The sequence below is a fragment of the Streptomyces sp. DvalAA-43 genome (genome assembly GCF_900091725.1).
GTDB lineage: Bacteria > Actinomycetota > Actinomycetes > Streptomycetales > Streptomycetaceae > Streptomyces > Streptomyces pulveraceus.
This window is the reverse complement of record NZ_FMBW01000071.1, coordinates 1-23841: the sequence shown is the minus strand read 5'-3', so window position 1 is coordinate 23841 and position 23841 is coordinate 1. Positions and strand designations below refer to the sequence as shown.

Annotated in this window: 19 protein-coding genes and 2 pseudogenes; 10 read left to right on the top strand and 11 right to left on the bottom strand. The window is 73.0% G+C overall.

Annotated features, from left to right (window positions below):
* Positions 1-69 precede the first annotated feature (69 nt).
* From cseC to GA0115234_RS28350, 6 genes are all read right to left on the bottom strand, one after another.
* A complete protein-coding gene (gene cseC / locus GA0115234_RS28375) occupies positions 70-1449 on the bottom strand; it encodes a two-component system sensor histidine kinase CseC (RefSeq protein WP_093547398.1) in 1380 nt (459 codons plus the stop codon).
* Complete coding sequence (gene cseB, locus GA0115234_RS28370) at positions 1446-2150, bottom strand: two-component system response regulator CseB (RefSeq protein ID WP_093547396.1); 705 nt, start codon at positions 2148-2150, stop codon at positions 1446-1448. Before cseB ends, cseC begins: the two co-directional genes overlap by 4 nt.
* A 10-nt stretch (positions 2151-2160) precedes the next feature.
* Positions 2161-2895 (bottom strand): hypothetical protein, encoded by a 735-nt coding sequence (locus tag GA0115234_RS28365; RefSeq protein ID WP_093547394.1) that lies wholly within the window; start codon positions 2893-2895, stop codon positions 2161-2163.
* A complete protein-coding gene (locus tag GA0115234_RS28360) occupies positions 2883-3497 on the bottom strand; it encodes a SigE family RNA polymerase sigma factor (RefSeq protein ID WP_093547392.1) in 615 nt (204 codons plus the stop codon). The genes GA0115234_RS28365 and GA0115234_RS28360 overlap by 13 nt, the downstream gene beginning before the upstream one ends.
* A gap of 206 nt (positions 3498-3703) precedes the next feature.
* Complete coding sequence (locus tag GA0115234_RS28355) at positions 3704-4606, bottom strand: A/G-specific adenine glycosylase (RefSeq protein ID WP_093547390.1); 903 nt, start codon at positions 4604-4606, stop codon at positions 3704-3706.
* Positions 4607-4760: 154 nt separating this feature from the next.
* A complete protein-coding gene (locus GA0115234_RS28350; protein WP_093547388.1) occupies positions 4761-5408 on the bottom strand; it encodes a phosphatase PAP2 family protein in 648 nt (215 codons plus the stop codon).
* 172 nt (positions 5409-5580) lie between these two features.
* Here GA0115234_RS28350 and GA0115234_RS28345 point away from each other — a divergent pair, with 172 nt between their 5' ends.
* Positions 5581-6399, top strand: coding sequence for a hypothetical protein (locus GA0115234_RS28345; protein WP_256088838.1), 819 nt, complete (start codon positions 5581-5583; stop codon positions 6397-6399).
* Between the two features lie 177 nt (positions 6400-6576).
* Here GA0115234_RS28345 and disA read toward each other — a convergent pair whose 3' ends face one another.
* Both disA and radA read right to left on the bottom strand, forming a co-directional pair.
* Positions 6577-7701, bottom strand: a complete 1125-nt coding sequence (gene disA / locus GA0115234_RS28340) for a DNA integrity scanning diadenylate cyclase DisA (protein WP_093547386.1) — start codon at positions 7699-7701, stop codon at positions 6577-6579.
* An 80-nt stretch (positions 7702-7781) separates the two neighbouring features.
* On the bottom strand, positions 7782-9194 hold the full coding sequence (gene radA / locus GA0115234_RS28335) for a DNA repair protein RadA (protein WP_093547384.1): 1413 nt from the start codon (positions 9192-9194) through the stop codon (positions 7782-7784).
* Positions 9195-9459: 265 nt separating this feature from the next.
* On the opposite strand from radA, the gene GA0115234_RS28330 reads away from it, so the two are divergent.
* A complete protein-coding gene (locus GA0115234_RS28330; protein WP_093547382.1) occupies positions 9460-11361 on the top strand; it encodes a BACON domain-containing protein in 1902 nt (633 codons plus the stop codon).
* Between the two features lie 186 nt (positions 11362-11547).
* Here the strand turns inward: GA0115234_RS28330 and GA0115234_RS28325 are convergent, their stop codons facing one another.
* Positions 11548-12408 (bottom strand): hypothetical protein, encoded by an 861-nt coding sequence (locus GA0115234_RS28325; RefSeq protein WP_093547380.1) that lies wholly within the window; start codon positions 12406-12408, stop codon positions 11548-11550.
* A 40-nt stretch (positions 12409-12448) separates the two neighbouring features.
* Here GA0115234_RS28325 and GA0115234_RS28320 point away from each other — a divergent pair, with 40 nt between their 5' ends.
* From GA0115234_RS28320 to ilvD, 3 genes are all read left to right on the top strand, one after another.
* Positions 12449-13396, top strand: coding sequence for a Ppx/GppA phosphatase family protein (locus tag GA0115234_RS28320; RefSeq protein ID WP_093547378.1), 948 nt, complete (start codon positions 12449-12451; stop codon positions 13394-13396).
* Between the two features lie 94 nt (positions 13397-13490).
* Complete coding sequence (locus GA0115234_RS28315; protein ID WP_093547376.1) at positions 13491-14318, top strand: sugar phosphate isomerase/epimerase family protein; 828 nt, start codon at positions 13491-13493, stop codon at positions 14316-14318.
* A gap of 265 nt (positions 14319-14583) precedes the next feature.
* The gene (gene ilvD, locus GA0115234_RS28310) at positions 14584-16434 is read left to right on the top strand and encodes a dihydroxy-acid dehydratase (protein WP_093547374.1); all 1851 of its coding nucleotides are present in this window, start codon (positions 14584-14586) and stop codon (positions 16432-16434) included.
* An 86-nt stretch (positions 16435-16520) separates the two neighbouring features.
* Here the strand turns inward: ilvD and GA0115234_RS28305 are convergent.
* Positions 16521-18751 (bottom strand): annotated as a pseudogene (locus tag GA0115234_RS28305) (PQQ-binding-like beta-propeller repeat protein).
* Between the two features lie 132 nt (positions 18752-18883).
* On the opposite strand from GA0115234_RS28305, the gene GA0115234_RS28300 reads away from it, so the two are divergent.
* The 4 genes and pseudogenes from GA0115234_RS28300 to proC all read left to right on the top strand — a co-directional run bounded on the left by GA0115234_RS28300 (position 18884) and on the right by proC (position 21823).
* A complete protein-coding gene (locus GA0115234_RS28300) occupies positions 18884-19216 on the top strand; it encodes an SH3 domain-containing protein (protein ID WP_093547372.1) in 333 nt (110 codons plus the stop codon).
* A gap of 91 nt (positions 19217-19307) precedes the next feature.
* Positions 19308-19847, top strand: coding sequence for a hypothetical protein (locus GA0115234_RS28295; RefSeq protein ID WP_093547370.1), 540 nt, complete (start codon positions 19308-19310; stop codon positions 19845-19847).
* A gap of 207 nt (positions 19848-20054) precedes the next feature.
* Positions 20055-20870: pseudogene (locus tag GA0115234_RS28290) on the top strand (class I SAM-dependent methyltransferase); the annotation flags it as partial.
* A gap of 143 nt (positions 20871-21013) precedes the next feature.
* Entirely contained in the window at positions 21014-21823 is an 810-nt protein-coding gene (gene proC / locus GA0115234_RS28285) for a pyrroline-5-carboxylate reductase (protein ID WP_093547366.1), read from the top strand.
* A gap of 14 nt (positions 21824-21837) precedes the next feature.
* On the opposite strand, the gene GA0115234_RS28280 is transcribed toward proC, so the two are convergent.
* Complete coding sequence (locus GA0115234_RS28280; protein WP_093547364.1) at positions 21838-22440, bottom strand: cysteine hydrolase family protein; 603 nt, start codon at positions 22438-22440, stop codon at positions 21838-21840.
* Between the two features lie 74 nt (positions 22441-22514).
* On the opposite strand from GA0115234_RS28280, the gene GA0115234_RS28275 reads away from it, so the two are divergent.
* Positions 22515-23549, top strand: a complete 1035-nt coding sequence (locus tag GA0115234_RS28275) for a GlxA family transcriptional regulator (RefSeq protein WP_093547362.1) — start codon at positions 22515-22517, stop codon at positions 23547-23549.
* Positions 23550-23841: the final 292 nt, after the last annotated feature.

Sequence of the window (23841 nt, the reverse complement as noted above, 5' to 3'; positions counted from 1 at the left end):
GCACGGCGTACGGCAGAGGCTCCCGGGGCACGCCCCGGGAGCCTCTGCCGTATCTGCCGTACCAGGGGCTCAGCCGCCGGACCGCCCGAGGCCCGGCTCAGCGCCCTGTGCCTCGTCGTCGTCCGGGCCCCGCTGCTCGGCCACCTGGAGCATCGGGAAGCTGCCGGTGTTCGTCGGCGCGTGCTCGGGCAGCCACAGCACCGCGATCGCGCCCGTGCCCTCCGCGGCCCCCTCCGGCGCCGCGTTGCGGAAGGTCAGCCGGGCCCCCAGGACCCGCGCCTGACCGGCCGCGATCGTCAGCCCGAGACCGTGCCCGTGACCGGCCCGGTCACTGCTGCCGGTACGGAACCGGCTCGGCCCCTCGCGCAGCAGCGCCGCCGGGAACCCGGAACCGTGATCGCGGATCCGGACCACCCGGCCCTCGACCGTGACCTCCACCGGGGTCGCGCCGTGCTTGGCGGCGTTGCCCAGCAGATTGCCGAGGATCCGCTCCAGCCGGCGCGGATCGGTGTTGACCCAGGACTCGTGCACCACCCGCACCCGTACATCCGGGTCCAGCAGCGCGATCCGCCGGCTGACGAACTCCCCGAGCGCGAGCTCCTGGAGCTCGGCCCGCTCCGACGCGCTGTCCAGCCGGGCCACCTCCAGCACGTCCTCGACCAGCGTGCGCATCGCCTGCGCCCGGTCCCGCACCAGCTCGGTGGGGCGGCCGGGCGGCAGCAGCTCGGCCGCCGTCAGCAGACCGGTCACCGGCGTACGCAGCTCGTGCGCGATGTCCGCGGTGACCCGGCGCTCCGCCTCGATCCGCGCGTTCAGCGCGTCCGTCAGCGCGTCCACCGCGGCGGCCAGCTCATCGGTCTCGTCCTGGACGACCCCGCCGACGGCCTCCCTGACCCGTACCTCCGTATTGCCCTGCGCGACCTTGCCCGCCGCGGCCGCCGCCTTGCGCAGTCGGCGCGACAGCTGCCCGCCGATCAGCACGCCCAGCGCACAGCCGCCGAACACCACCGAGACCGAGCCGATGATCAACGCCCGGTCGAGGTCGCCCATGATCGTGGCGGAGCGGCCCGCGAACCGGGTGTGCAGCGAGAGCACGTCGCCATGGCCGACCGGTACCGCCGCCCAGACGTCCGGCACCCCCTCGGCGGACTCGTCGACATGGGTGGCCCGCCGGTTCCTGGCGGTCTCCGCGCGCAGGCTGCGCGGCATCGTCGGGTCGTTGAGCTTGGCGCCGAACCGGAGGTCGGCCTTCTTCGTCTTCGTCGCCTCGTACAGCAGCTGCGCGTACGTCAGCCGGTCCAGCTGGACCTCGCGGGCGTTCTCCAGCATCGAGACCCGGGCCGCGTTGTGGACGACGAAGCTGAGCGCGACCGCGGTCAGCGCTCCGACCGCCGCGATCGCGATGCTGATCTTCCAGCGGACTCCCGTCCGCAGGGCGGGCCGCTTCACGGCCGGAGTTTGTAGCCGAAGCCGCGGACCGTCTCGATCCGTTCCTGGCCGATCTTGGTGCGCAGCCGCTGCACATGGACGTCCACGACCCGGGTGTCACCGCCCCATCCGTAGTCCCATACCCGCTCCAGGAGCTTGTCGCGGGAGAGCACCGTGCCGGGCGCCGCGGAGAACTCCAGCAGCAGCCGCATCTCGGTCGGTGTCAGCGCCACCTGTTCACCGCCGCGGTGGACCGCCATGCCCTCGGTGTCGACCTCCAGATCACCGAAGACCAGCACCCCGCCCACGGGCCGCTGCTCCGGCTCCCCGATCCCCGGCTGCCCGCCCGAGGCATGGCCGAAGCGGCGCAGCACGGCCCGGATCCGGGCGACCAGGACCGCCCCGTCGAAGGGCTTGGTGACGTAGTCGTCGGCGCCGGCCTCCAGGCCGAGCACCACATCGATCGAGTCCGCGCGGGCGGACAGCATGATCACGGGCACCGTCGACTCGTCGCGGATGCGACGGCAGAGGCTGACCCCGTCGAGCCCCGGCACCATCACATCGAGCAGGGCGATGTCGGGGCGGTCGGCCCGGAACGCTTCGAGGCCCGACAGGCCGTCGGGCATGGCGGTCACCACGAAGCCGTCGCGCTCCAGCGCCAGCTGGGTGGCCTCGCGGATGACGTCGTCGTCCTCGACGAACAGGACGTGGGTCTCGGCCATCAGACTGCTCTCAGTTCCCCGCCGGATCGGCGGCCCCCGGAAGGGCCGCTCCGCCGCTGCCGACGGCTCGGTTGAAGTCGTTGTGCACCCGGTCGTGCTCGGTGAAGCGGTTGCCCGCCCAGCGGTAGGTGATGACTTCCTCGCCGGAGGGGTACGCGACCGAGTCCTTCTTCTCGTACACCTGGGTCGTCACCACCAGATCACCGCGGTCGATGGTGCCGTAGACCGCGGGCTGCTCGATGGCGAACACGTTCTCGTACCGGCCATTGCTCTGCGGCCGGTACACATAGGTACCGACGCCCACCGAATCGCCGCAGGTCATCACGTTCACCACGACATCGGGCGAGGGCCCGCCGGTCATGGTGCCGTACGAGGTGTCCACCGGGTACGCGGAGCCGGTGCAGGGCTTCAGATCCGTTCTGACCCGCTCGCTGACCTTGGGGTCGTGCTTGAGCAGGGAGACGGGATCGATGCGCGCGGCGGGCTTCGCGGAGGAGGACGGCTCGGCGCTGGGCGTGACCTGCGCGACCGGCTGGGTGCCGGCCGGGCCCTCGTCCCGGGTGCCGGTGCCGCCGGTCGAGCAGCTGACGGTGAGCAGCCCGAAGGCGGCGAGGCCGACCAGGGTCGTGGCGCTCGCCGCCCAGCCGGTCAGGACCCGGCCACGTCGGACGGTGGCCGCACGGCCACCGTCATCTCTTCCACCGCCACGGTCACCACCGTCGCCGCTGGCTGTCAGGCCGCGCAACGCTCCCGCCCCCGTTCGTCCGTATGCCTGCCCACCCGCGCCCGCGCCGGTACCGGGGCACGGCCCGCCGGCCGGACCTGCTCCTCGCGGAGCCGGTCCTCCCTGCTCGCCGCCTCCCGGCTCTCCAGCTCCTGGCGCAGCCGTGCCAGCGCACGGTGCAGCGTGCTCTTCACCGTACCGGCCGACATGCCGAGCGCGGCGGCCGTCTCCTCGGTACTCATCTGCTCCCAGTGTCGCAGCACGACCACGCTGCGCTGTTTGGGAGCCAGGACGCCCAGCACGTCCATCAGCAGGGCGCGGTCGGCGCGCTGCTCGGTGCCGTCCTCGACGCTCGCGTCGGGAAGCTGCTCGGTGGGGACCTCGTCCAGCTTGCGGGCCCGCCACCACTCGGTACGGGTGTTGATCATGACGCGGCGCAGGTAGGCATCGGCCAGCGACTTGTCGGCGATGCCGTCCCAGCGGCCGTACGTACGGACCAGGGCGGTCTGGAGCAGGTCCTGTGCGTCCACCGGGTCGGGGACCAGCCGTCGCGCGCTGCGCAGCAGCGCGTCATGCCGAGTGCGTACGTAGTCCTCGAATGCGAGCACCTCGCCGTGCGCCATTCCAACCGCCTCCGTCCCCGTGGATCCCCGTGGTCCCGCCGCCAGCCATCGTTCGGTCGGGCTGACGAGACAAGACGCTACGGAGCAGTTGTCACGGGGCTGTGCGGAGCAGCCATAGGCCGACGCACGGCTGTCCATCGGTTGTGTAACAGCGGGGGAGCGGGTGCTGCCTCGCGGTTGTGCGGGAGCGGGGAGCGAGCGCTGCCTCAGGTCAGCGGCAGCCGGTACTGCCCGCCTGCCAGCGGTTCGACCAGGCCGTCGGCGACCAGGCCGTCCAGCGCGCGGGCGCGCTGCACCGGTTCGTCCCACACCGCGTCCAGCGCCGACTGCGGCACCGGTGTCACGGCCTCGCGCAACACGGCGAGCAGCCGGCCGCGGACCTGCCGGTCGGTGCCGGCGTAGGTCTGACCGCGCCGCGGCGGCCCCTGGTGGGCGGGCTTCCCGGCCAGCCGCCAGGCGCACTGCCCGGAGATCGGGCACCGGGTGCAGTCCTCGTTCTTGGCGGTACAGACGAGGGCCCCGAGCTCCATCGTCGCGGCGGCCCAGCGGGCGGCCCGTTCGTCCTCCTCGGGGAGCAGCGCACGGGCGAGCTTGCGCTCGGCGGCGGTGGTCGCGTTCGGCGGGTACTGGATCCCGGACGCGGCCCGCGCGAACACCCGGCGGACGTTCGTGTCGAGCACCGCGTGGCGCTGCCCGTACGCGAACGAGGCCACCGCCGCCGCGGTGTACTCGCCGATCCCGGGCAGGGCGAGCAGCTGGCCGTGCTCGCTCGGTACGTCGCCGCCGTGCCGTTCCGTTATTGCCTGCGCGGCCCCGTGCAGGCGGAGCGCCCGGCGAGGGTAGCCGAGCCGGCCCCAGGCACGGACCGCCTCGCCGGGCGGTTCGGCGGCCAGGTCGGCGGGGCGGGGCCAGCGGGCCAGCCACTGCTCGTACACCGGGAGGACCCGGTTCACGGGGGTCTGCTGCAGCATGAACTCGCTCACCATCACACCCCAGGCGCCCGCTTCGGGGCGGCGCCAGGGCAGATCGCGGGCGTGCTGGTCGAACCACCCGATCACGGGGGAATGGAGGGAGGTGGGGGGCGTCTGTGTCGCAGTCATGGCAGTCATCGCACTGCCGATCCTGGCACGGAAGGGCGGACGACGGCTCCGCGTACGGTGGTGTCGCTCCCGCCGGGGGCCCTTGGGGTGATAATGCCACCCGTCCGAGCCCCGGCGGTCCGGCAACCGGCCCAAGCGGGCTCCCCCGGTGCCGTCGGTGGCGTCAGTGCCGCTTGCCCCGTCGCCGGGAGCGGCGGGGAGGCACCGCGCCCGGTCCCGAGGCCCAGGCCGCCACCGGCGCCCCGCTGCCGCGCACGGTCCGGGCGAGCGACTGTGCCGGGCGGCGCAGCACGACGACCACCACGGCCGAGACCACGGACCCCAGCACCAGCCCGACCGCCACGTCATGCGGATAGTGCACGCCGACGAAGACCCGCGAGAAGGCCATCAGCAGTGCCATCGGCACGGTGAGCCAGGCCAGCCGGGGCCGGGCGATCGCCAGGGCGACCGCCGCCGCACCGGCGATCGCGGAGTGGTTGCTGGGGAAGGACCAGTCGCCGGCCGGCGGGCAGGTCACCAGCGAGGCCGCCGCGCCCGCCACGGACCTGCACGGGCGCTCCTCGTTCACCATCGACTTGAGCACCTCGCTGGCCACATAGCCGAAGGCCGTCGCGACGGGCGCCAGCACCGCCAGCGCCAGGGCGCGGTCGTCCTGGTTCCGGGCGCGCCACCACCCGGTGATGAACAGGACTCCGAAGACCAGGAGCCCGAGCTCCGTCCATATCTCGGCCAGATGCTGCACCCATGACGGCATGTCATGCGCGAAGTCGGTGATGTCCCGGTAGAGCGGGGCCGTAACTGAACTATCCATGTGACAGAGGGTAGTCAATGAAACCGGGAGTTCATCCGGGCGCCGTCCGATGGCCAACTCGGCGGCGATACGGGGCGGATCCGGGCCGCCCGTGATGATGATCCGTAAAACTTGCTGCCCGGGGCGGCGGGTGGGGCGGGAGTTGGCGCCGATCTCTCGTAGAGTTTGAGCCGTGGGATCTTTGCGTAATCCGATCGGTCCGCTTCCCTCCACGATCTACTGGCGACGGAGGGCCGTAGCGGCGACGCTCGTTGCGCTGATCGCGCTGCTGGTCGTGTGGATCGTCACCTCGGGCGGCGACAAGAAGAGCAAGGACGACGCCCGGCCCGCCGGGTCGGCCCCCGCGCGCGAGATCACCCCGGGCCCCGGCGGCTCGGGCCCGGCCATCACCCAACAGCCCGGCGGACGCGACGAGCCGGGCGACTCGGGCGGCGACGGCGGCGGAGACGGCGACGGTACGGACACGGGCTCCGGCGACGGCACGGGCGACGGCGGTAGGGGCTCCGGCGGCGGATCGGGCACCGGAGCCGGCGGTGCCGGTGGCAGCGGCGGAACGGCCGGCCAGCAGGTCCCGGCCTCCTCCCCGCTCCCCGACTGCACCCCCGCGGCACTGCGGTTGAGCCTGAGCACCGGGCTCAGCTACGGCCCCGGCCAGAAGCCGAGGTTCAAGCTGGTCCTCAAGAACACCTCGGCCACCACCTGCAAGGCCGACCTCGGCCCGAAGAGCGCGGTGCTCACCATCACTGAGGCCGGTGGCGACGACAACCAGGTGTGGTCCTCCAAGGACTGCCCGCGCGAGGCGGCCGCCCTGCTGCTGAAGGTCCCGGCGGGCGAGACCGTCGTCCACACCGTGGAGTGGGACCGGAAGAAGAGCTCCCCGCACTGCGCGACACCGCCCGCGGGGACGGCGGGGCCCGGTACGTACCTGGTCGAGGCGAAGGCGCCGGGCGAGCCGGTGCAGCGCGCCTCGTTCGTCCTCGCGAAGGACTGAGCGGGCGGTCCCGGGCGGGCGGTACCGCGCGGGCGGCCGGGACGCCGGAACGGGCCTGGGAAACGCGGCGGGGCCCGGTCTCCCGGGCCCCGTTCGTCCTGCGGTGGCATCCGCTGTTCTGAGGTCGCGTCCGCCGTCCTTCGGTGGCGTCCGCGCGCCGCGCGTACCGTCCGCGCGCTACACGTACCGTTCGAGGATCGACGACTCGGCCAGCCGGGACAGCCCCTCGCGCACGCTGCGGGCCCGTGCCTCGCCGACGCCGTCCACCGTCTGGAGGTCGTCCACGCTGGCGGCGAGCAGCTTCTGGAGACCGCCGAAGTGCTCCACCAGCCGGTCGATGATCGCCCCGGGCAGCCGCGGCACCTTCGCCAGCAGCCGGAAGCCGCGCGGCGAGACCGCCGAGTCCAGCGTCTCGGGCGAGCCGCTGTAGCCCAGGGCCCGTGCCACGACCGGGAGTTCGAGCAGCTCGGTGTGGGAGAGCGCGTCCAGTTCGGTCAGCGCCTCGGCGACCGTACGGGACCGCTTCGCGGTCGGCTCCGGCACGTAGTCGCGTACGACCAGCTCGCGCTCCGGCTCGACGCCCGCGATCAACTCGTCGAGCTGGAGCGAGAGGAGCCGGCCGTCGGTGCCCAGCTCGACCACGTACTCCGCGATCTCGGTGGCGATCCGGCGGACCATCTCCAGGCGTTGCGCGACGGCCGTGACATCCCGGACCGTCACCAGGTCCTCGATCTCCAGCGCGGAGAGCGTGCCCGCGACCTCGTCGAGCCGGAGCTTGTACCGCTCCAGGGTGGCGAGGGCCTGATTGGCGCGGGAGAGGATCGCGGCGGACTCCTCCAGGACCCGGCGCTCCCCGTCCACGTAGAGCGCGATCAGGCGCATCGACTGCGAGACCGAGACGACCGGGAAATTGCACTGCTTGGAGACCCGGTCCGCCGTGCGGTGGCGGGTGCCGGTCTCCTCGGTGGGGATGGAGGCGTCCGGCACCAGCTGCACACCGGCCCGCAGGATCTTGGTCATGTCCTTGTCGAGGATCAGCGCGCCGTCGAGCTTGGCCAGCTCGCGCAGGCGCGTCGCGGTGAACTCCACGTCCAGCACGAATCCGCCGGTGCACATCGACTCGACCGTCTTGTCCATGCCGAGCACGATCAGCCCGCCGGTGTTGCCGCGGAGGATGCGCTCCAGGCCGTCCCGCAGCGCCATCCCGGGCGCCACGGCGCTCAGCGAGGCGCGCATCAGCGCCTCGTTACCGGTGCCTTGGCCGGACTTTCCGGGCGATGCTGCCCGGTCGTTGGCTGCCACTGCACTCCTCCGGTCACAGGTTTGCGGTGCCCTTACGTCCCTCGTACCGCTCGTACGGACGGGCGAGACCAGGGCAAAGTCTACCGGCGTGCGCCCTCCTCCTGGGGGGCCTGTGCGCGAGACCGGCGCGGGAGGACTCTCAGCGCGTCGCCCATGTTGGCGACTTCTGTGACCTTCATACCGGCCGGGACCTTCCCCGGGTCGGTAGGTACCAGCGCGTGCGTGAAGCCCAGGCGGAACGCCTCGGCCAGCCTGCGCTGGACCCCCGTGACCCTTCTGACTTCGCCCGCGAGGCCCACTTCGCCGATCGCCACCAGGTTCTTCGGCAGGGGGGTGTCGCTCGCGGCGCTGGCCAGGGCCAGCGCGACCGCGAGGTCGGCGGCGGGCTCGGAGAGCTTCACACCGCCGACCGTCGCGCTGTAGATGTCCCGCTTGCCCAGCGAGCTGATCCGGCCGCGCTGCTCCAGGACCGCGAGCATCATCGACACGCGGGACGTCTCCAGGCCGGAGGTGGTGCGCCGGGGCGAGGGGATCTGGGAATCGACCGTCAGCGCCTGCACCTCGGCGACGAGCGGTCGCTTGCCCTCCAGGGTGACGGTCAGACAGGTGCCGGGCACGGGCTCGTCGCGCCGGGTGAGGAACAGCCCGGAGGGGTCGGCGAGGCCGGTGATGCCCTCGTCGTGCAGCTCGAAGCAGCCGACCTCGTCGGTCGCGCCGTACCTGTTCTTGACGCCCCGTACGAGCCGGAGGCGGGCGTGCCGGTCGCCCTCGAAGGACAGCACCACGTCGACCAGGTGCTCCAGCAGCCGCGGCCCGGCGATCGCTCCGTCCTTGGTGACGTGGCCGACCAGGAGCGTCGACATGCCGCGCTCCTTGGAGGCCCGGATGAGGGCCCCGGCGACCTCCCGGACCTGCGCCATGCCGCCCGGTGCCCCGTCGATCTCGGGCGACGCGACGGTCTGTACGGAGTCGAGGATGAGGAGCGAGGGCTTGACGGCGTCGAGATGGCCGAGGACCGCGGAGAGGTCGGTCTCGGCGGCCAGGTACAGATGGTCGTTGATCGCCCGGATCCGGTCGGCGCGCAGCCGCACCTGGCTCGCGGACTCCTCGGCGGTGACATAGAGCGTGCGGTGGTCCTCGCTCGCCGCCTTGGCGGCGACGTCCAGCAGCAGCGTCGACTTGCCGACGCCCGGCTCGCCCGCGAGGAGCACGACGGCGCCCGGCACGAGACCGCCGCCGAGCACCCGGTCGAGCTCACCGACGCCGGTCGAGCGGGCGGTGGCCTGGCGGCTGTCGACCTGGCCGATGGGGAGCGCGGCGGTGCTGACCCGGCCGGCCGCGGTGGTCCGCACGGCGGGGGCGCCGCCGAACTCCTCGACCGTCCCCCACGCCTGGCACTCGGGGCAGCGGCCGAGCCACTTGGCGGTCGTCCAGCCGCACTCGGTGCAGCGGTAGGACGGCCGGTCCTTCGCGGATTTCGTACGGGCAGCCATGGCACAACCGTATAGGTGGGGTACGACAACGCCGTCGGGCGCGGTAGGACGACGGCGCGCGGCGGCGGGCGCGCGGGCCGGCCTCGTGCGCCTGCCCGGAGGCTGTGACACGCACGCCGGAGGCCGTGACGCGGCTGCCGGAGGCTGTGGCACGACCGGCGGAATCCAGGATTCCTGTCCCCTTTTGAGGGATACGTTCACCCGTAAGGGTTAAAAGTGCTGAAGAGGAGCTAAAGGTGTGCCCAGTGCTGCCTACGGTCGCAAGGTGACGAGCAGCGGTCTGGAGCCCCCCACGCACACCACCGGCGCACACCGGGAGCGGCGCGGTGCGCCCCGTCTCGCGACGCACTCTTCGCCGCGCCGGCCGCCCGCCCGTTACGAGCCGCATCTCGACGGCCTCTTCACCTACTGCCTCTCCGTGCTCTGCGACCACGATGCCGCCATCGAGGCGCTCGGCGGTGTGCTCGCGATCGCGGAACGGCAGGGCGGCCGGTGCCCGGAGGGCGAGGAGGAACGTAAATCCTGGCTGTACGCGCTGGCCAGATGGATGTGCATGCGCAGGCTCGCCGAGCAGAAACAGGGCCTCCAGGCGCACCGGCACAAGGCCGGGAAGCAGCCGGGGAGGCTTGCGTCGAAGCAGGCGCCGTCGTCGAAATCGTCGAAGGCCTCGAAGCCGTCGAAGCAGGAGACGAAGCGGGCGGGCGGGCCGCCGGGCAAGCAGCCCGGCGCAACGGCCACCCAGGGGGCGCGCGCCGGACGCCGTATGCCCCCGGCAGTCGCCGCGAAGACCCCTGCCACCCCCGCGTTCACACCGGGCGGCGCCCCCCTCGGCCCCGCCCACGCCCCCGAGACCGACGCCGCCGAGGCGCACCGCCGCGAACTCGCCCAGCTGGCCTGGCCCGAGGCCGCGGGCACCACCCCCGAGCAGCGCGAAGCACTCGAACTCGCCGTGCGCCACCGTCTCGCCCCGCGCGCCGTCGCCGCCGTCCTGGGCCTCGACCCGGCGGCCGCCCGTGAGCTCCTGGCCGCCGCGGCCTGCGAGGTGGAACGCACCCGCGCCGCCCTCGCCGTCGTCGAGACCGGCAACTGCCCCACGGTCGCCCGGCTCACCGGTGAACACCGCGTCCTGCTCTCCGCCGCCCTGCGCCGCGAACTCGTCCGCCATGTCGACGACTGCCCCCGCTGCCGCCGGGCCGCCGAACGGGCCGGGGCCCAGGGCCCGTGGCCCGGTGCCGCCGTCACCCAGGCCGCCGCGCTGCCGGTCGTCGAGGCGCCCCGGCCCTCGGCGTACGTCGCGATGGTCCGCGCCCAGCGCACCCGCTCCGGCGGCCCGCGCTTCGACCGGGCGGGCTTTCCCATGGATCCGAAGGACCACGCCGCGCGCCGGGACCGGCTGCGGGCCAGGGTCGTGACGACGACGGTGGTGGCGACGGTCGTCGCCGCCCCGGTGATCGCGCTGTGGACCGCCTACCGCGGTGCGCCGCTGACCGGGGAGGGCCACGAGGGCGCATCGGTCACCGCCACCGAGACCGACGGCCGGCACGGCTCCGAGGGCGGCCCGGACGGCCCCTACGAGAACGCGGGCAATGCCCGTCCCCAGCCCGGCGCCCGCTTCGAGGACGGCCGCGCCCCGGACGTCTCGGCGGAGGTGATCAGCTCGGGCCACGGCGCCGGCGGGCTCACCGTCGAGGCCCGCTCGTCCGCCGGCAGGACCCTGATCCGGCTGACCGCTTCGGGCGGCGCGCCGGTCGCCTGGTCGGCTCGCGCGGATGTGTCCTGGGTGCGGCTGAGCCGCTCCTCGGGCACGCTCGCCGCGGGCGAGAGCGTGACCCTGCACGTCCTCGTGGACCACCGCCGGGAACCGGCCGGTCCGTGGAGCGCGCGCATCGCCCTCGCCCCCTCGGGGTCGGCGGTGGTGATCCGGGGGCATGGGTCGGCGCCCTCGCCCGGCGGCCCGGGACACCCGGCCGAACCCTCCGCCACCCCCGGACCTTCGGAGCCGCCCGTCTCCTCGCCGGATCCCACGCCGTCGACCGGCCCGACATCCGGCCCCGGCGACCCGACGCCGTCACCGACGGACCCGGACCCGACCGGTCACCCCTCGCCGTCCCCGGACCCGTCCGACTCCACGAGCCCCACCGCCCCGGGGCCGGACCGGGGGGACTGAGCCGGACCGCCCGGAGCCTTGCCTAGACCCGCCCGACAGGCCACGTCCGTCACGCCCGACAGGCCACGTCCGTCACGCCCGACAGGCCACGTCCGTCGCGCCCGACAGGCCACGTCCGTCACGCCCGACAGGCCCCGCCCGTCGCCCCGGGGCGATCCCACCCGTCAGGCGGACCGCCCCCGCCCGTCACGCAGGCTCGACCGGATCCGCCGGGTGCGGGGCCATCGGCAGCAGCGAGGACAGCCGCTGCTCGCACAGTTCGACGAGCCGCTCGTACGCTTCCTCGCCCATCATCTCGGTGAGCTCCGGCCGGTACGAGACGTACACCGGCTCCCCGGCCCCGTGCGCCGAGGTCGCCGAGGTGCACCACCAGTGCAGATCGTGACCGCCGGGACCCCAGCCCCTGCGGTCGTACTCACCGATCGACACCTGGAGCACCCGCGTGTCGTCGGGCCGGTCGATCCAGTCGTACGTACGCCGGACCGGCAGCTGCCAGCAGACGTCCGGCTTGGTCTCCAGGGGCTCCTTGCCCTCCCGCAGCGCCAGGATGTGCAGGGAGCAGCCCGCGCCCGCCGCGAATCCGGGCCGGTTCTGGAAGATGCACGAACCCTTCCAGCGCCGCGTCTGGCGTTCCCCGTCGTCGTCGACCTCGACCCAGCCCGTCCCGGTGCCGACGTCGTGGAACTGCCACAGCTCGGGGGTCAGCCGCGCGACATGCTCCGCCACCCGCTTCTCGTCGTCCTCGTCCGAGAAGTGCGCGCCCAGCGTGCAGCACCCGTCGTCCGCACGGCCCGCCTGGATGCCCTGGCAGCCACTGCCGAAGATGCAGGTCCACCTGGAGGTCAGCCAGGTCAGGTCGCAGCGGAAGATCTGTTCGTCGTCCGCCGGGTCCGGGAATTCGACCCAGGCGCGCGCGAAGTCGATCCCGGTCTCGTCCTCGGACCGGTCCGGTCCGGTCACTTCCTGTTGCGCCATCTCCTGCTTCGTTCTCTGTTTCTTCGTGTTCTTCGTGTTTTTGCCCGGCTTCGCCTTTTTCGTCTTTGGCACGCGCCAAGAGTAAGGCTGAGGTCCCGGTAGCGTTCCTGCCATGAGACTCGGAGTCCTCGACGTGGGTTCGAACACGGTGCATCTGCTGGTGGTGGATGCGCACCCCGGCGCGCGCCCCCTGCCCGCGCACTCGCACAAGGCGGAGCTCCGCCTGGCCGAACTCCTCGACGAGGACGGGGCGATCGGCCCCGAGGGCGTGGACCGGCTCGTGGCGACGATCACCGGCGCGCTCCAGGCCGCCGAGGACAAGGGATGCGAGGACGTCCTGCCGTTCGCCACCTCCGCGGTGCGGGAGGCGAGCAACGCCGACCAGGTGCTGGCCCGGGTGCGCGACGAGACCGGCATCGACCTCGCCGTCCTCAGCGGCGCCGAGGAGGCCCGGCTCACCTTCCTCGCCGCGCGCCGCTGGTTCGGCTGGTCGTCGGGGCGGCTGCTGGTCCTGGACATCGGCGGCGGTTCGCTGGAGATCGCGTACGGCATGGACGAGGAGCCGGACGTCGCGGTGTCGCTGCCGCTCGGGGCAGGCCGGCTCACCGCCGGATGGCTGCCGGGCGATCCGGCGGATCCGGCGGAGGTGAAGGCGCTGCGCCGCCACGTCCGGGCCAGCATCGCCCGGAGCGTCGGGGAGTTCACCCGCTTCGGACGCCCGGACCATGTCGTGGCCACGTCCAAGACCTTCAAGCAGCTCGCCAGGATCGCGGGCGCCGCGCGCTCCGCCGAGGGCCTGTACGTGCAGCGCGGCCTCACCCGCAAGGCGCTGGAGGAGTGGGTGCCGAAGCTGACGGCGATGACCGTCGAGCAGCGGGGCGAGCTGCCCGGCGTCTCCGAGGGCCGGGCCGCGCAGCTGCTCGCCGGGGCGCTGGTCGCGGAGGGGGCCATGGACCTCTTCGGGGTCGAGGAGCTGGAGATCTGCCCCTGGGCGCTGCGCGAGGGCGTCATCCTGCGCCGCCTGGACCACCTGCCCGCGGAGCGCGCCGCGCTAGGCTGAGCGGGCTGCCGGGCGGCCGGAAGCCCGCCATGGCCCTGCTCACTTTCCGCCGGGACCCCTCGGCTCCGTGTACCGCTGCCCGTACGCTGTCCCAGTGGCAGAACCAGTGGTGCGCATCCCGGATGCGAAGGTCGCCCTGTCGACGGCTTCGGTCTACCCGGAGTCGACCGCGACGGCCTTCGAGATCGCCGCGCGTCTCGGTTACGACGGCGTCGAGGTCATGGTGTGGACCGACCCCGTCAGCCAGGACATCGAGGCACTCCGGCGGCTCTCGGACTACCACCAGGTGCCGATCCTCGCCGTCCACGCGCCTTGTCTGCTGATCACACAGCGGGTCTGGTCCACCGATCCGTGGGTGAAGCTCCAGCGGGCCCGCGCCGCGGCGGAGAAGCTCGGGGCGACGACCGTGGTCGTCCATCCGCCGTTCCGTTGGCAGCGCAATTACGCGCGCGACTTCGTCACCGGGATCTGGCGCATGGCGGACGAGACCGATGTGCGGTTCGCCGTCGAGAACATGTACCCCTGGCGCTACCGGGACCGCGAGATGCTCGCGTACGCCCCCGACTGGGACGTCACCCACGACGACTACCGCCACTTCACCGTGGACCTCTCGCACACCGCGACGGCCCGCACGGACGGCATGGCGATGGTCGAGCGGATGGGCGACCGGCTCGCCCATGTCCACCTCGCCGACGGCAAGGGCTCCAACAAGGACGAGCACCTGGTCCCCGGCCGCGGCGACCAGCCCTGCGCGGAGCTGCTGGAGCGGCTGGCCCGTAGCGGGTTCGACGGCCATGTCGTCATCGAGGTCAACACCCGCCGTGCCATGTCCACAGCCGAACGCGAGGCAGACCTCGCGGAGGCGCTGGCCTTCACCCGGCTCCACCTGGCATCGTCCCCGTCCCGGGCGCCCCGCCCATGACGGACGACCCGGCGGGCCCCGCCGGTCCCGTACAGCCCGATCGCCTCGTCAGCCCCACCGGCCCCACAGGTCCTGACCGTCGCACCCGCCCCAACCGTCATACCCGCCCTACCAGCGCCAACGCCACCAAGGGCCGCGGCCGCCCTTCCCGTACCGCCGCCCAACCACCGAGCACGTCATCCCGCATTTCGGACACTGTGTCCAGATCTTGGAGCCGGAGGCGTACGCTCGGAGGCAGTCTTTAACGTCGAAGGAGCGAGAGACGATGCCCCAGCTGAGGTCCCGCACTGTCACTCACGGCCGCAACATGGCGGGCGCCCGCGCCCTCATGCGGGCCTCGGGCGTAGCGAGCGAGGACATCGGCAAGCCGATCATCGCGGTCGCCAACTCCTTCACCGAGTTCGTCCCCGGCCACACCCACCTGGCCCCGGTCGGCCGGATCGTCTCCGACGCCATCAAGGCCGCGGGCGCCGTGCCCCGCGAATTCAACACCATCGCCGTCGACGACGGCATCGCGATGGGCCACGCCGGGATGCTCTACAGCCTCCCCTCCCGCGACCTGATCGCCGACTCCGTCGAGTACATGGTCGAGGCGCACTGCGCGGACGCGCTGATCTGCATCTCCAACTGCGACAAGATCACCCCCGGCATGCTGATGGCCGCGATGCGCCTCAACATCCCGACGGTCTTCGTGTCCGGCGGCCCGATGGAGGCCGGCAAGGCCACCCTCGTCGACGGCACGGTCCGCAAGCTCGACCTGATCAACGCGATCAGCGACGCGGTCAACGAGAACATCTCGGACGAGGACATCCTCCGCATCGAGGAGAACGCCTGCCCCACCTGCGGCAGCTGTTCCGGCATGTTCACCGCCAACTCGATGAACTGCCTGACCGAGGTCCTCGGCCTCTCCCTCCCCGGCAACGGCTCCGTCCTCGCCACGCACACGGCCCGCAAGGCGCTGTACGAGGAGGCCGGCCGCACGGTCGTCGAGATCACCCGGCGCTACTACGAGCAGGACGACGCGTCGGTCCTGCCCCGCTCCATCGGCACCCGCGCCGCGTTCGACAACGCCATGGCGCTCGACATCGCGATGGGCGGCTCCACCAACACGATCCTGCACCTGCTGGCCGCCGCCCAGGAGGCCGAGCTGGCGTACGACCTCGACGACATCAACGAGGTCTCGCGCCGCGTCCCCTGCCTCTCGAAGGTCGCGCCCAACGTGGCCCCCGGCGGCACGTACTACATGGAGGACGTCCACCGGGCCGGCGGCATCCCCGCCATCCTGGGTGAGCTGCACCGCGGCGGCCTGCTCGACGAGGACGTGCACGCGGTCCACTCCGACTCCCTCGCCGAGTGGCTGAAGGACTGGGACGTCCGCGGCGGCTCCCCGTCCCCGGAGGCCGTCGAGCTGTGGCACGCGGCGCCCGGATGCGTCCGTTCCGCGACCGCCTTCTCGCAGTCCGAGCGCTGGGACACCCTCGACCTGGACGCGGCCGGCGGCTGCATCCGCGACCTGGCGCACGCCTACTCCAAGGACGGCGGCCTCGCGGTCCTCAAGGGGAACCTCGCCGTGGACGGCTGCGTCGTGAAGACGGCGGGCGTCGACGAGTCGATCTGGACCTTCGAGGGCCCGGCGGTCGTCTGCGAGTCGCAGGAGGAGGCCGTCGACAAGATCCTCCGCAAGGAGATCAAGGAGGGCGACGTCGTCGTCATCCGTTACGAGGGCCCGCGCGGCGGCCCCGGCATGCAGGAGATGCTGTATCCGACCTCCTTCCTCAAGGGCCGCGGCCTCGGCAAGAGCTGCGCCCTGGTGACCGACGGCCGCTTCTCCGGCGGTACGTCGGGCCTGTCCATCGGCCACGCGTCGCCGGAGGCCGCGTCGGGCGGAACGATCGCGCTGGTCGAGGACGGCGACCGGATCAGGATCGACATCCCGAACCGGTCGATCGAGCTCCTCGTCCCCGAGACCGAGCTGGCCGAACGCCGCGAGGCGCTGAACGGCGTCTACGCGCCGAAGGACCGCGAGCGCAAGGTCTCGGCGGCGCTGCGCGCCTACGCCGCGATGGCGACGAGCGCGGACCGGGGCGCGGTGCGCGACGTCTCCAAGCTCGGCTGACAGACCCGCCGGACCATCCCGCCGCATCGCCCCGGCGGAGCGATCCGCAGCACCGGCCCGCTGAACGTCCAGGACCCCGCCCGCTCTCACCAGCGCGCGGGGTCCTGCCCGTCCACCGCGAAGACGGACCCGTCGGGCGCCGTCCCGAAGACGGTCCGCCCGGCGGCGACCGGGGCGGGCAGCGCCGACGAGTACGTGAGCCGCCCGTTCCGCAGCCGTGGACCCGTCTGCCCCAGCAGCTTTCCGTGCTCGGTGTCCACCGCCAGCAGCCGCCCGTCCGCCGCCGAGAAGTACAGCCGGTCCCCGGCGGCGAGGACGGGCGCGGACGTCCGCCCGGCAGCGGTCTCCAGCTGCCAGCGGACCGTTTCGCCGCCGTCCGGGCGGAGGCCGGCGGCGACCAGCGTCCCGCCGTGCCCCAGCAGATAGGCGGTGTCCCCGCCCACCACGACCTCCGGTTCGTTCATCCGGAACGGCAGGTCCAGCCGTACGACATGCCGCGAGCCCGGTTCGTAGCGGACGAGCCCGACGGTCTGGGCGTCGCCGTTCATGGCGGTCAGGACGAGCGCGCCGTCCGAGGTCCCCACCGGGGTCAGCATCCCGTCCAGCCGCCGCTGCCACGCCGTGTGCCCCGTAGCTGCGTCGACGGCCGTGACCAGCGTGGTCGACCCGTAGGCCGAGTGCTCGAACGCGTAGGCCAGCCCGGTGCGGTCGTCGTACAGCGCGTAGTCCGGGCGCTGGTGCCCGGCGAGCGGGTGGCGCCAGAGGGACACCCGCTCGCGGAGTCGAGCGCCTCGGTCGTGCCGTCCTCGGCGACCAGCAGCAGCGTGTCACCCGCGTCGAAGGGGGTGCCCAGGTACGGGGAGAGATCCGCGTCCCAGACCTGTTCGCCCTTGACGGGGTCGTACGCCCGGAGCTTCCCGCCCGGCACCGCCGTGTGGACCAGACCGCCGGAGACCGACACCACACCGACCGACGGGCCGGGGGCCGGGGCGCGGCGGGACCACAGCACCCGGCCGTCCGCGGGGTCCAGCCGGCTGACCCCGGCCCCACCCGCCGCGCAGTACAGCCCCGAGGGCCGTCCGGACCCCGCCTCCCCGGAGCCGGAGCCGTCCGCGAGACCCTCCCCGGAGCCCTCTCCCGGGGAACAGACCGGCGTCGCGCTCCCGGCGGTACGCAACGGCGTTCGCCACGGGGAGAACGCCTCCGCCGCCCCCTTCGACCCATCCGGCTCCCCGGCCCCGCCCGAGCCGCCGGGACCGAGGCCCGCGCCGACGGCCCACACCCCACCGGCCCCCATGACCAGCAGCGCCGCGGTGGCCGCCAGCCACCGCCGCTTGCCGCCACCGGACGCGGCCTCCCGCGGGCTCCGCGCCGCCGCACCCGCGCCCGTATGCGTGACCGCCTCGGCGTCCCCACCGCTCCCGTCCCCACCGCTCTCGCCGCCGCCCGTGACCGGCCGCCGCTGCGACGGTATGAACGCGGCGGCCTCGTACGAGGGCGGGCGCAGCGTCGCCATGATCTCGTCCGGGGTGGGTCGCCCGGCGGGGTCCTTCGTCAGGCACCGCCCGATCAGCGGAGCCAGGTCCGCCGGCACCCCCGCCAGATCGGCCTCGTCGTGCACCACCTGATAGGCCACGAGGTACGGGCTGTCCGAGTCGAAGGGCCCCCGGCCGGTCGCCGCGTGGACGAGCACGGCCCCCAGCGCGAATACATCGGCGGCGGGCCCGACCTCGCGCGGCCGCTGGAACTGCTCGGGCGCCATGTACGGCGGCGAGCCGATCAGCTTGCCTGTCTCGGTGCGCAGATCACTGTCGTACGGGCGGGAGATCCCGAAGTCGATGACCTTGGGCCCGGAGTCGGAGAGCAGCACATTGCTCGGCTTGAGGTCGCGGTGGATGACCCCGGCCCGATGGATGTCGCGCAGGGCCTCCGCGAGCCCCGCCGTCAGCCTGCGCAGTTCGGCGGGGGCCATCGGCCCGTTCCGCTTCACCTGGTCGGAGAGCGTCGGGCCGGGCACGTGCAGGGTGGCCATCCATGGCCGTACGGCATCCGGATCGGCATCGACGACCGACGCGGTGAAGGCCCCGCTGACCCGCCGGGCCGCCCCGACCTCCTGCCGGAAACGCGCCCTGAACTCGGGGTCCGAGGCGTACTGCTGGTGCACCACCTTGACGGCGAGCCGCAGCCCCGAGGCGGAGCGGGCCAGGTGCACGACTCCCATGCCGCCCGCGCCGAGACGTGCCTCAAGACGGTACTGCCCGGCGTACTCCGGATGCTCCGCTTCCGGACTGGCTCCGGTACCTCGCAGCGGCGGCATCGCCCACCCCCGTGTGTTCGTCCGCAAGCGCGACGCACGGAGCCTAGTCGATGGTGCGTGCGATACGGATGGGGCTTGTAGCCTGCGCGTCGTACACGTCGTACACACCATCTCTCGACGGGGGAGGGCCTCATGGCCATGGAAGAGCAGACCGACAGCACGACCGCCGTGCCCGACATCACCGAGGACGTGGCGACGCTCGCCGGGAGCGACGACGTCACCCGGTACCCGATCGCGCCCGGCTACCGCGTCAACGTCCGCACGGGGCCGGGCACCAAGTACGGGATCGTCCGGACGCTTCCGTACGGAATGAAGGTCCCGGTCTACTGCCAGAAGCCGGGGGAGCGGGTCACCGGCCCCTACGGCACCTCGAACGTCTGGGACAACATCGCCAACGGCCAGTTCGTGTCGGACGCCTACGTCCACACGGGCAGCGACGGCTACATCGCGCCGCGCTGCGACTGACCGGGACAGCGGCCGGGACGGTGTCCGGGTTCGCGGCCCGGATCGCGACCGGCGCGTCCGGGACCGCGGCCGCCCGGGGATAATCGACTTCGTGAGCGAGAACAGCGAAGCCCCCGGCACCGGTGCCGCGCCCGGTTCCACCACGCCCGGCCCGCAGCCCGAGCCCCTGCGCTTCTTCGGTACGACCTGGGTCGACCACAGCGGGGGCTACGGGCTGCGCCGCGTCGGCGCCTCGGTCGGCTCCCTGGCCGCCGCGGTCGCCGCCTGCTTCGTGCTCCGCTTCGCCTACCAGGGGCTGGAGATCGCCGACGTCGGCGGCTTCGTCGGCATCCTGGTCGTGCTGATGTTCGCGATCTGCAGCGCCATCGCCTTCCGCAAGACCTGGGAAGGATTCAGCCGCCGCCCCGCCGACCCGGCGCGCGAGGCCAATCTGCGCGGTCTCAAGACGATCGGCTTCGTGGGCTCGCTGATCGCCTACTTCCTCCGTACGTTCCGGGAGGCACCGGGCGAGCAGCTGCATCGCACGGAGTACGAGACGGCCCTGGCCCGCTACGAGAAGCGCCGCTCGGCCCGCACCGGCAACCCGGCGGCCCGCAGGACCACCAAGGGCAAGCGCCCCAAGCGCAAGTAGTCCGCCCCCGAACGGAAGCCCCGCGCGTACCGGCGCACGGACCGGGCCGCCGAAGCCGCCACGCCGGATTGACACGGAAGCCGCCCGCCCGGCGCACGCACCACCGGAGTCCGCACCATCGGGACGACACGGAAGCCGTGCGCACCGGCGCACGGGCACACCGCGAAAGCACCGGCGCAGGCCCCCGGCGCGCGCCACGATGGCCTCATGCCTCCTGTGCCTCCCACTGACCCCGATACGCCTCGCACACCACCCCCGTCCCGCACACCACCCCCATCCCCCGCCCGCTCCTCCCGCGCGCTCTCCTTCGACCGCGCGGCCGCCCAGTACGCCGCGGCCCGCCCCGGCTACCCGCCCGCGCTCCTGGACGCCGTCGAGGAACTGGCCCGCCGCCCCCTGCGCGGCGCCCGCGCCGTCGATGTCGGCGCCGGCACGGGCATCGCCACCCGGCTCCTCCACGAGCGCGGCGCCCAGGTCGTCGCCGTCGAACCGGGCGCCGGCATGGCGGAGGAACTCCACCGCTCGCTCCCGCGCCTGCCCGTCGTGCGCGGCGACGGCAACCGCCTCCCCCTCGCCACCGCATCGGCCGACCTGATCACGTACGCCCAGGCCTGGCACTGGACGGACCCGTCCCTCGCCGCCCCGGAGGCACGGCGCGTCCTCCGCCCCGGCGGCGCCCTCGCCCTCTGGTGGAACGTCTCGGACCACTCGGTCGCCTGGATCGCCGAGCAGGATGCCCGCCTCCGCCGCTTCCTCGGGGCCGGCGATTCCGCCCACGGTTCGCCCGTCCGCTCACGCGACCTGCCGTCCGGGCTCGACTTCGCGCACCGCCGGGTGCCCTGGACCCGGCGGGTCTCCGTCGACACCCACCTCGCCAATCTCGGCAGCCACTCCGCCTTCCTCGTCCTGGGCGCCGAGCCGACGCGGGGCTTCCTCGCCGAGGAGCGCGACCGGTTCGCGGAACTCTTCCCGGACGGCACGGTCGAGGAGAGCTACACGGTCGACCTGAACGTGGCGATCAGCCCCGGCCCGCCCCCCACTCACCCCCTGACGCGGGCGGCCCCGGCCCCGGCCCCCACCCACGAACGCACCGCCCGACAGGGCCGGTGCGAGGATGGCGCCCACGAGCACCGAGAACCGTCAGCACCGCCCGGAGGGTGAACCACATGACCCAGACAGTCGCAGTCCTCGGCACCGGCAAGATCGGCGAGGCCCTGCTCAGTGGCATGATCCGGGCGGGCTGGCGCCCGGCGAACCTGCTGGTCACCACCCGCCGTTCCGAGCGCGCCGAGGAACTCCACAACCGCTACGGCGTCGACTCCGTCAGCAACGCCGAGGCCGCCGGGCGCGCCGACATCCTCATCCTCGCGGTCAAGCCCCAGGACATGGGCCGGCTCCTCGACGAGCTCGCCGGGCACCTCACCCCCGACCGCCTGGTCATCAGCGCGGCCGCGGGCATCACGACCGCCTTCATCGAGGACCGCCTCGCCGCGAACACCCCGGTCGTACGCGTCATGCCGAACACTCCCGTCCTCGTCGACGAGGGCATGTCCGTCATCTCGGCGGGCAGCCACGCCACCACCGACCACCTCGCCGCCGCGGAGGCGATCTTCGGCGGCGTCGGCAAGACCCTGCGCGTCCCGGAGTCCCAGCAGGACGCGGCAACCGCCCTGTCCGGATCGGGTCCCGCGTACTTCTACTTCCTCGTCGAGGCGATGACCGACGCGGGCATCCTGCTCGGCCTGCCCCGCGCCCAGGCCCACGAGCTGATCGTCCAGGCCGCCATCGGTGCCGCCGTGATGCTCCGCGACAGCGGCGAACACCCCGTCAAGCTGCGCGAAGCCGTCACCAGCCCGGCCGGCACCACCATCAGCGCCATCCGCGAGCTGGAGAACCACGGGGTACGAGCCGCTCTCATCGCCGCCCTCGAAGCCGCCCGCGACCGCAGCCGCGAACTCGCCACCGGCAACGGCTGACCCGCTCCACCGACCTACGCCGCCCCACCGACCCACCCCGCGGCAGCGATCAGCTCCGCGCTGCTCACCACCTTCGCGAACCCACCGCCGTGCAGCGACACGGCGGTGGCCCGCGCCAGCTCGTCCGCGCTCCGCGTCCACCCCCACGGCCCGGTCAGGTCGAAGGTGTACGTCGCATCCAGCGGCACGAACACCTCGTACCCGAGGTTCCCGCCCATCCGCGCCGTCGTCTCGACGCACATATTGGTCTGGATCCCGGCCACCACGAACTGCCGGATCCCGCTCCGGTCCAGCCACTCCTTGAGATCCGGAGTCCCGTAGAACGCGGAGTTCACGCTCTTCGTCAGCAACAGCTCGGGCCCATCACCCTTGCCGCGCCGCTCCTCCACATACCCCTTGAAGCCGTTCCCCGGCTGACCCACCCGCAACGGCGACCCCGGCTTGGGCGAGTCATGCCGTACGAACACCACGGGCCGTCCGCCCGCCTGCCAGGCATCGATCAGCCCCGCGATGTTCCGATCGGCCCCGGGATTGTTCCGCGGCCCCCAGAACGCCTCCTCCTCGAAGCCTTCCTGCACGTCCACCACGATCAGCGCCGCGTTCTCCGTGATCTCCATGCGAATGATCCTGCCGCCCGGCGAGCACCCGGCCCAGAGGTCAAAAAGCCATCGACCGATGCTTTACTGCCACGATGCAGACCACCTCGGACCGCACCCGGGAATCCGACCCGGATCCCGACCCGGACTCCGCCCAGGACCCCACCCGCATCGCACTCGTCGCCTTCCCCGGCATCCGGGCCTTCGACGTCTCGGTCATCACCGAGGTCTGGGGCGTCGACCGCACCGACCGCGGCGTACCGCCCTTCGAGCTGCGCCGCACCGCCGCCGAGCAGGCCCCCATCGCCCTGCGCGGCGGACTCTCCCTCACCCCCGACCGCACCCTCGCCTGGCTGGCCCGCGCCGACCTGATCGTCGTCCCCGGCCTCGACGACCAGCCGGCCCCGGCCCCCGCCCCGGTCCTCGAAGCCCTCCGCCGCGCCCACGCCCGAGCCACCCCGATCGCGTCCCTGTGCGGTGGCGCCTTCACACTCGCCCAGGCAGGCCTCCTGGACGGCCGCCGAGCGGTCACCCACTGGAACCTCACCGACCTCCTCCGTACCCGCCACCCCAGGGTGGAGGTCACCCAGGACGCCCTCTTCCTCCACGACGACAACATCTGGACGTCGGCGGGCACGGCAGCCGGCATCGACCTCTGCCTCCACCTCGTACGCACGACCCACGGCGCCGAGACCGCGGCGACGATCGCCCGCTCGATGGTCACGGCCCCGTTCCGCACGGGCACCCAGGCCCAGTTCATCGAGCACCCCACCCCCCGGACCGACCGCGACGCGGACACCCTCGCCGCGGTACGCGCCTTCGCCCTGACCCATCTGGCCGAACCCCACACGGTCGACGAACTCGCCGCCCGCGCCGGAATGTCCCCCCGCTCCTTCGCCCGCCACTTCCAGGCCACCACCGGCACGACCCCGCTGCGCTGGCTGATCACCCAACGCGTCGCCGCAGCCCAGAAGCTCCTGGAGCGCACCGACCTCCCCCTCCCCGAGGTGGCCCGCCGCACCGGTTTCGGCAGCGAGATCACCATGCGCCAGCACTTCGCCACCCACCTCTCCACCAGCCCCCGCGACTACCGCCTGGCCTTCCACCATCCGGGCCAGACCCGGGGTTGACACGGCCTCCCCGCATCCGTAGTGTTCTCCGAGTTGTCCGACGTGAGCGCCGACTCCGGTCGGTCCCCGGACAGCCATTCCGCAGTAACCACATCTGGCCAGCGACATCTGTCGCCGGACTTTCTGTGCGCATTTGCGAAATGAGGAATCCGCGTTCGAGAGAGCGCGACCCCGATTAGCGTCGGGGCCCAGGATTCCGCTAAAGTCTCACTCGTCGGAACGGCCCAACAGCCAGGAAGACAAACCCCGCTGACCGGGAATCAGGCCCGAAAGGATCTGATAGAGTCGGACT

Bases quoted from the DNA above. Each gene is read 5' to 3' on its own strand.
- GA0115234_RS28300 (WP_093547372.1), top strand. From the start codon at position 18,884: ATGGCCATGGAAGAGCAGACCGACAGCACGACCGCCGTGCCCGACATC.
- ilvD (WP_093547374.1), top strand. From the start codon at position 14,584: ATGCCCCAGCTGAGGTCCCGCACTGTCACTCACGGCCGCAACATGGCG.
- GA0115234_RS28350 (WP_093547388.1), bottom strand. From the start codon at position 5,408: ATGGATAGTTCAGTTACGGCCCCGCTCTACCGGGACATCACCGACTTC.
- GA0115234_RS28360 (WP_093547392.1), bottom strand. From the start codon at position 3,497: ATGGCGCACGGCGAGGTGCTCGCATTCGAGGACTACGTACGCACTCGG.
- proC (WP_093547366.1), top strand. From the start codon at position 21,014: ATGACCCAGACAGTCGCAGTCCTCGGCACCGGCAAGATCGGCGAGGCC.
- GA0115234_RS28320 (WP_093547378.1), top strand. From the start codon at position 12,449: ATGAGACTCGGAGTCCTCGACGTGGGTTCGAACACGGTGCATCTGCTG.
- radA (WP_093547384.1), bottom strand. From the start codon at position 9,194: ATGGCTGCCCGTACGAAATCCGCGAAGGACCGGCCGTCCTACCGCTGC.
- GA0115234_RS28280 (WP_093547364.1), bottom strand. From the start codon at position 22,440: ATGGAGATCACGGAGAACGCGGCGCTGATCGTGGTGGACGTGCAGGAA.
- cseB (WP_093547396.1), bottom strand. From the start codon at position 2,150: ATGGCCGAGACCCACGTCCTGTTCGTCGAGGACGACGACGTCATCCGC.
- GA0115234_RS28355 (WP_093547390.1), bottom strand. From the start codon at position 4,606: ATGACTGCCATGACTGCGACACAGACGCCCCCCACCTCCCTCCATTCC.
- GA0115234_RS28275 (WP_093547362.1), top strand. From the start codon at position 22,515: ATGCAGACCACCTCGGACCGCACCCGGGAATCCGACCCGGATCCCGAC.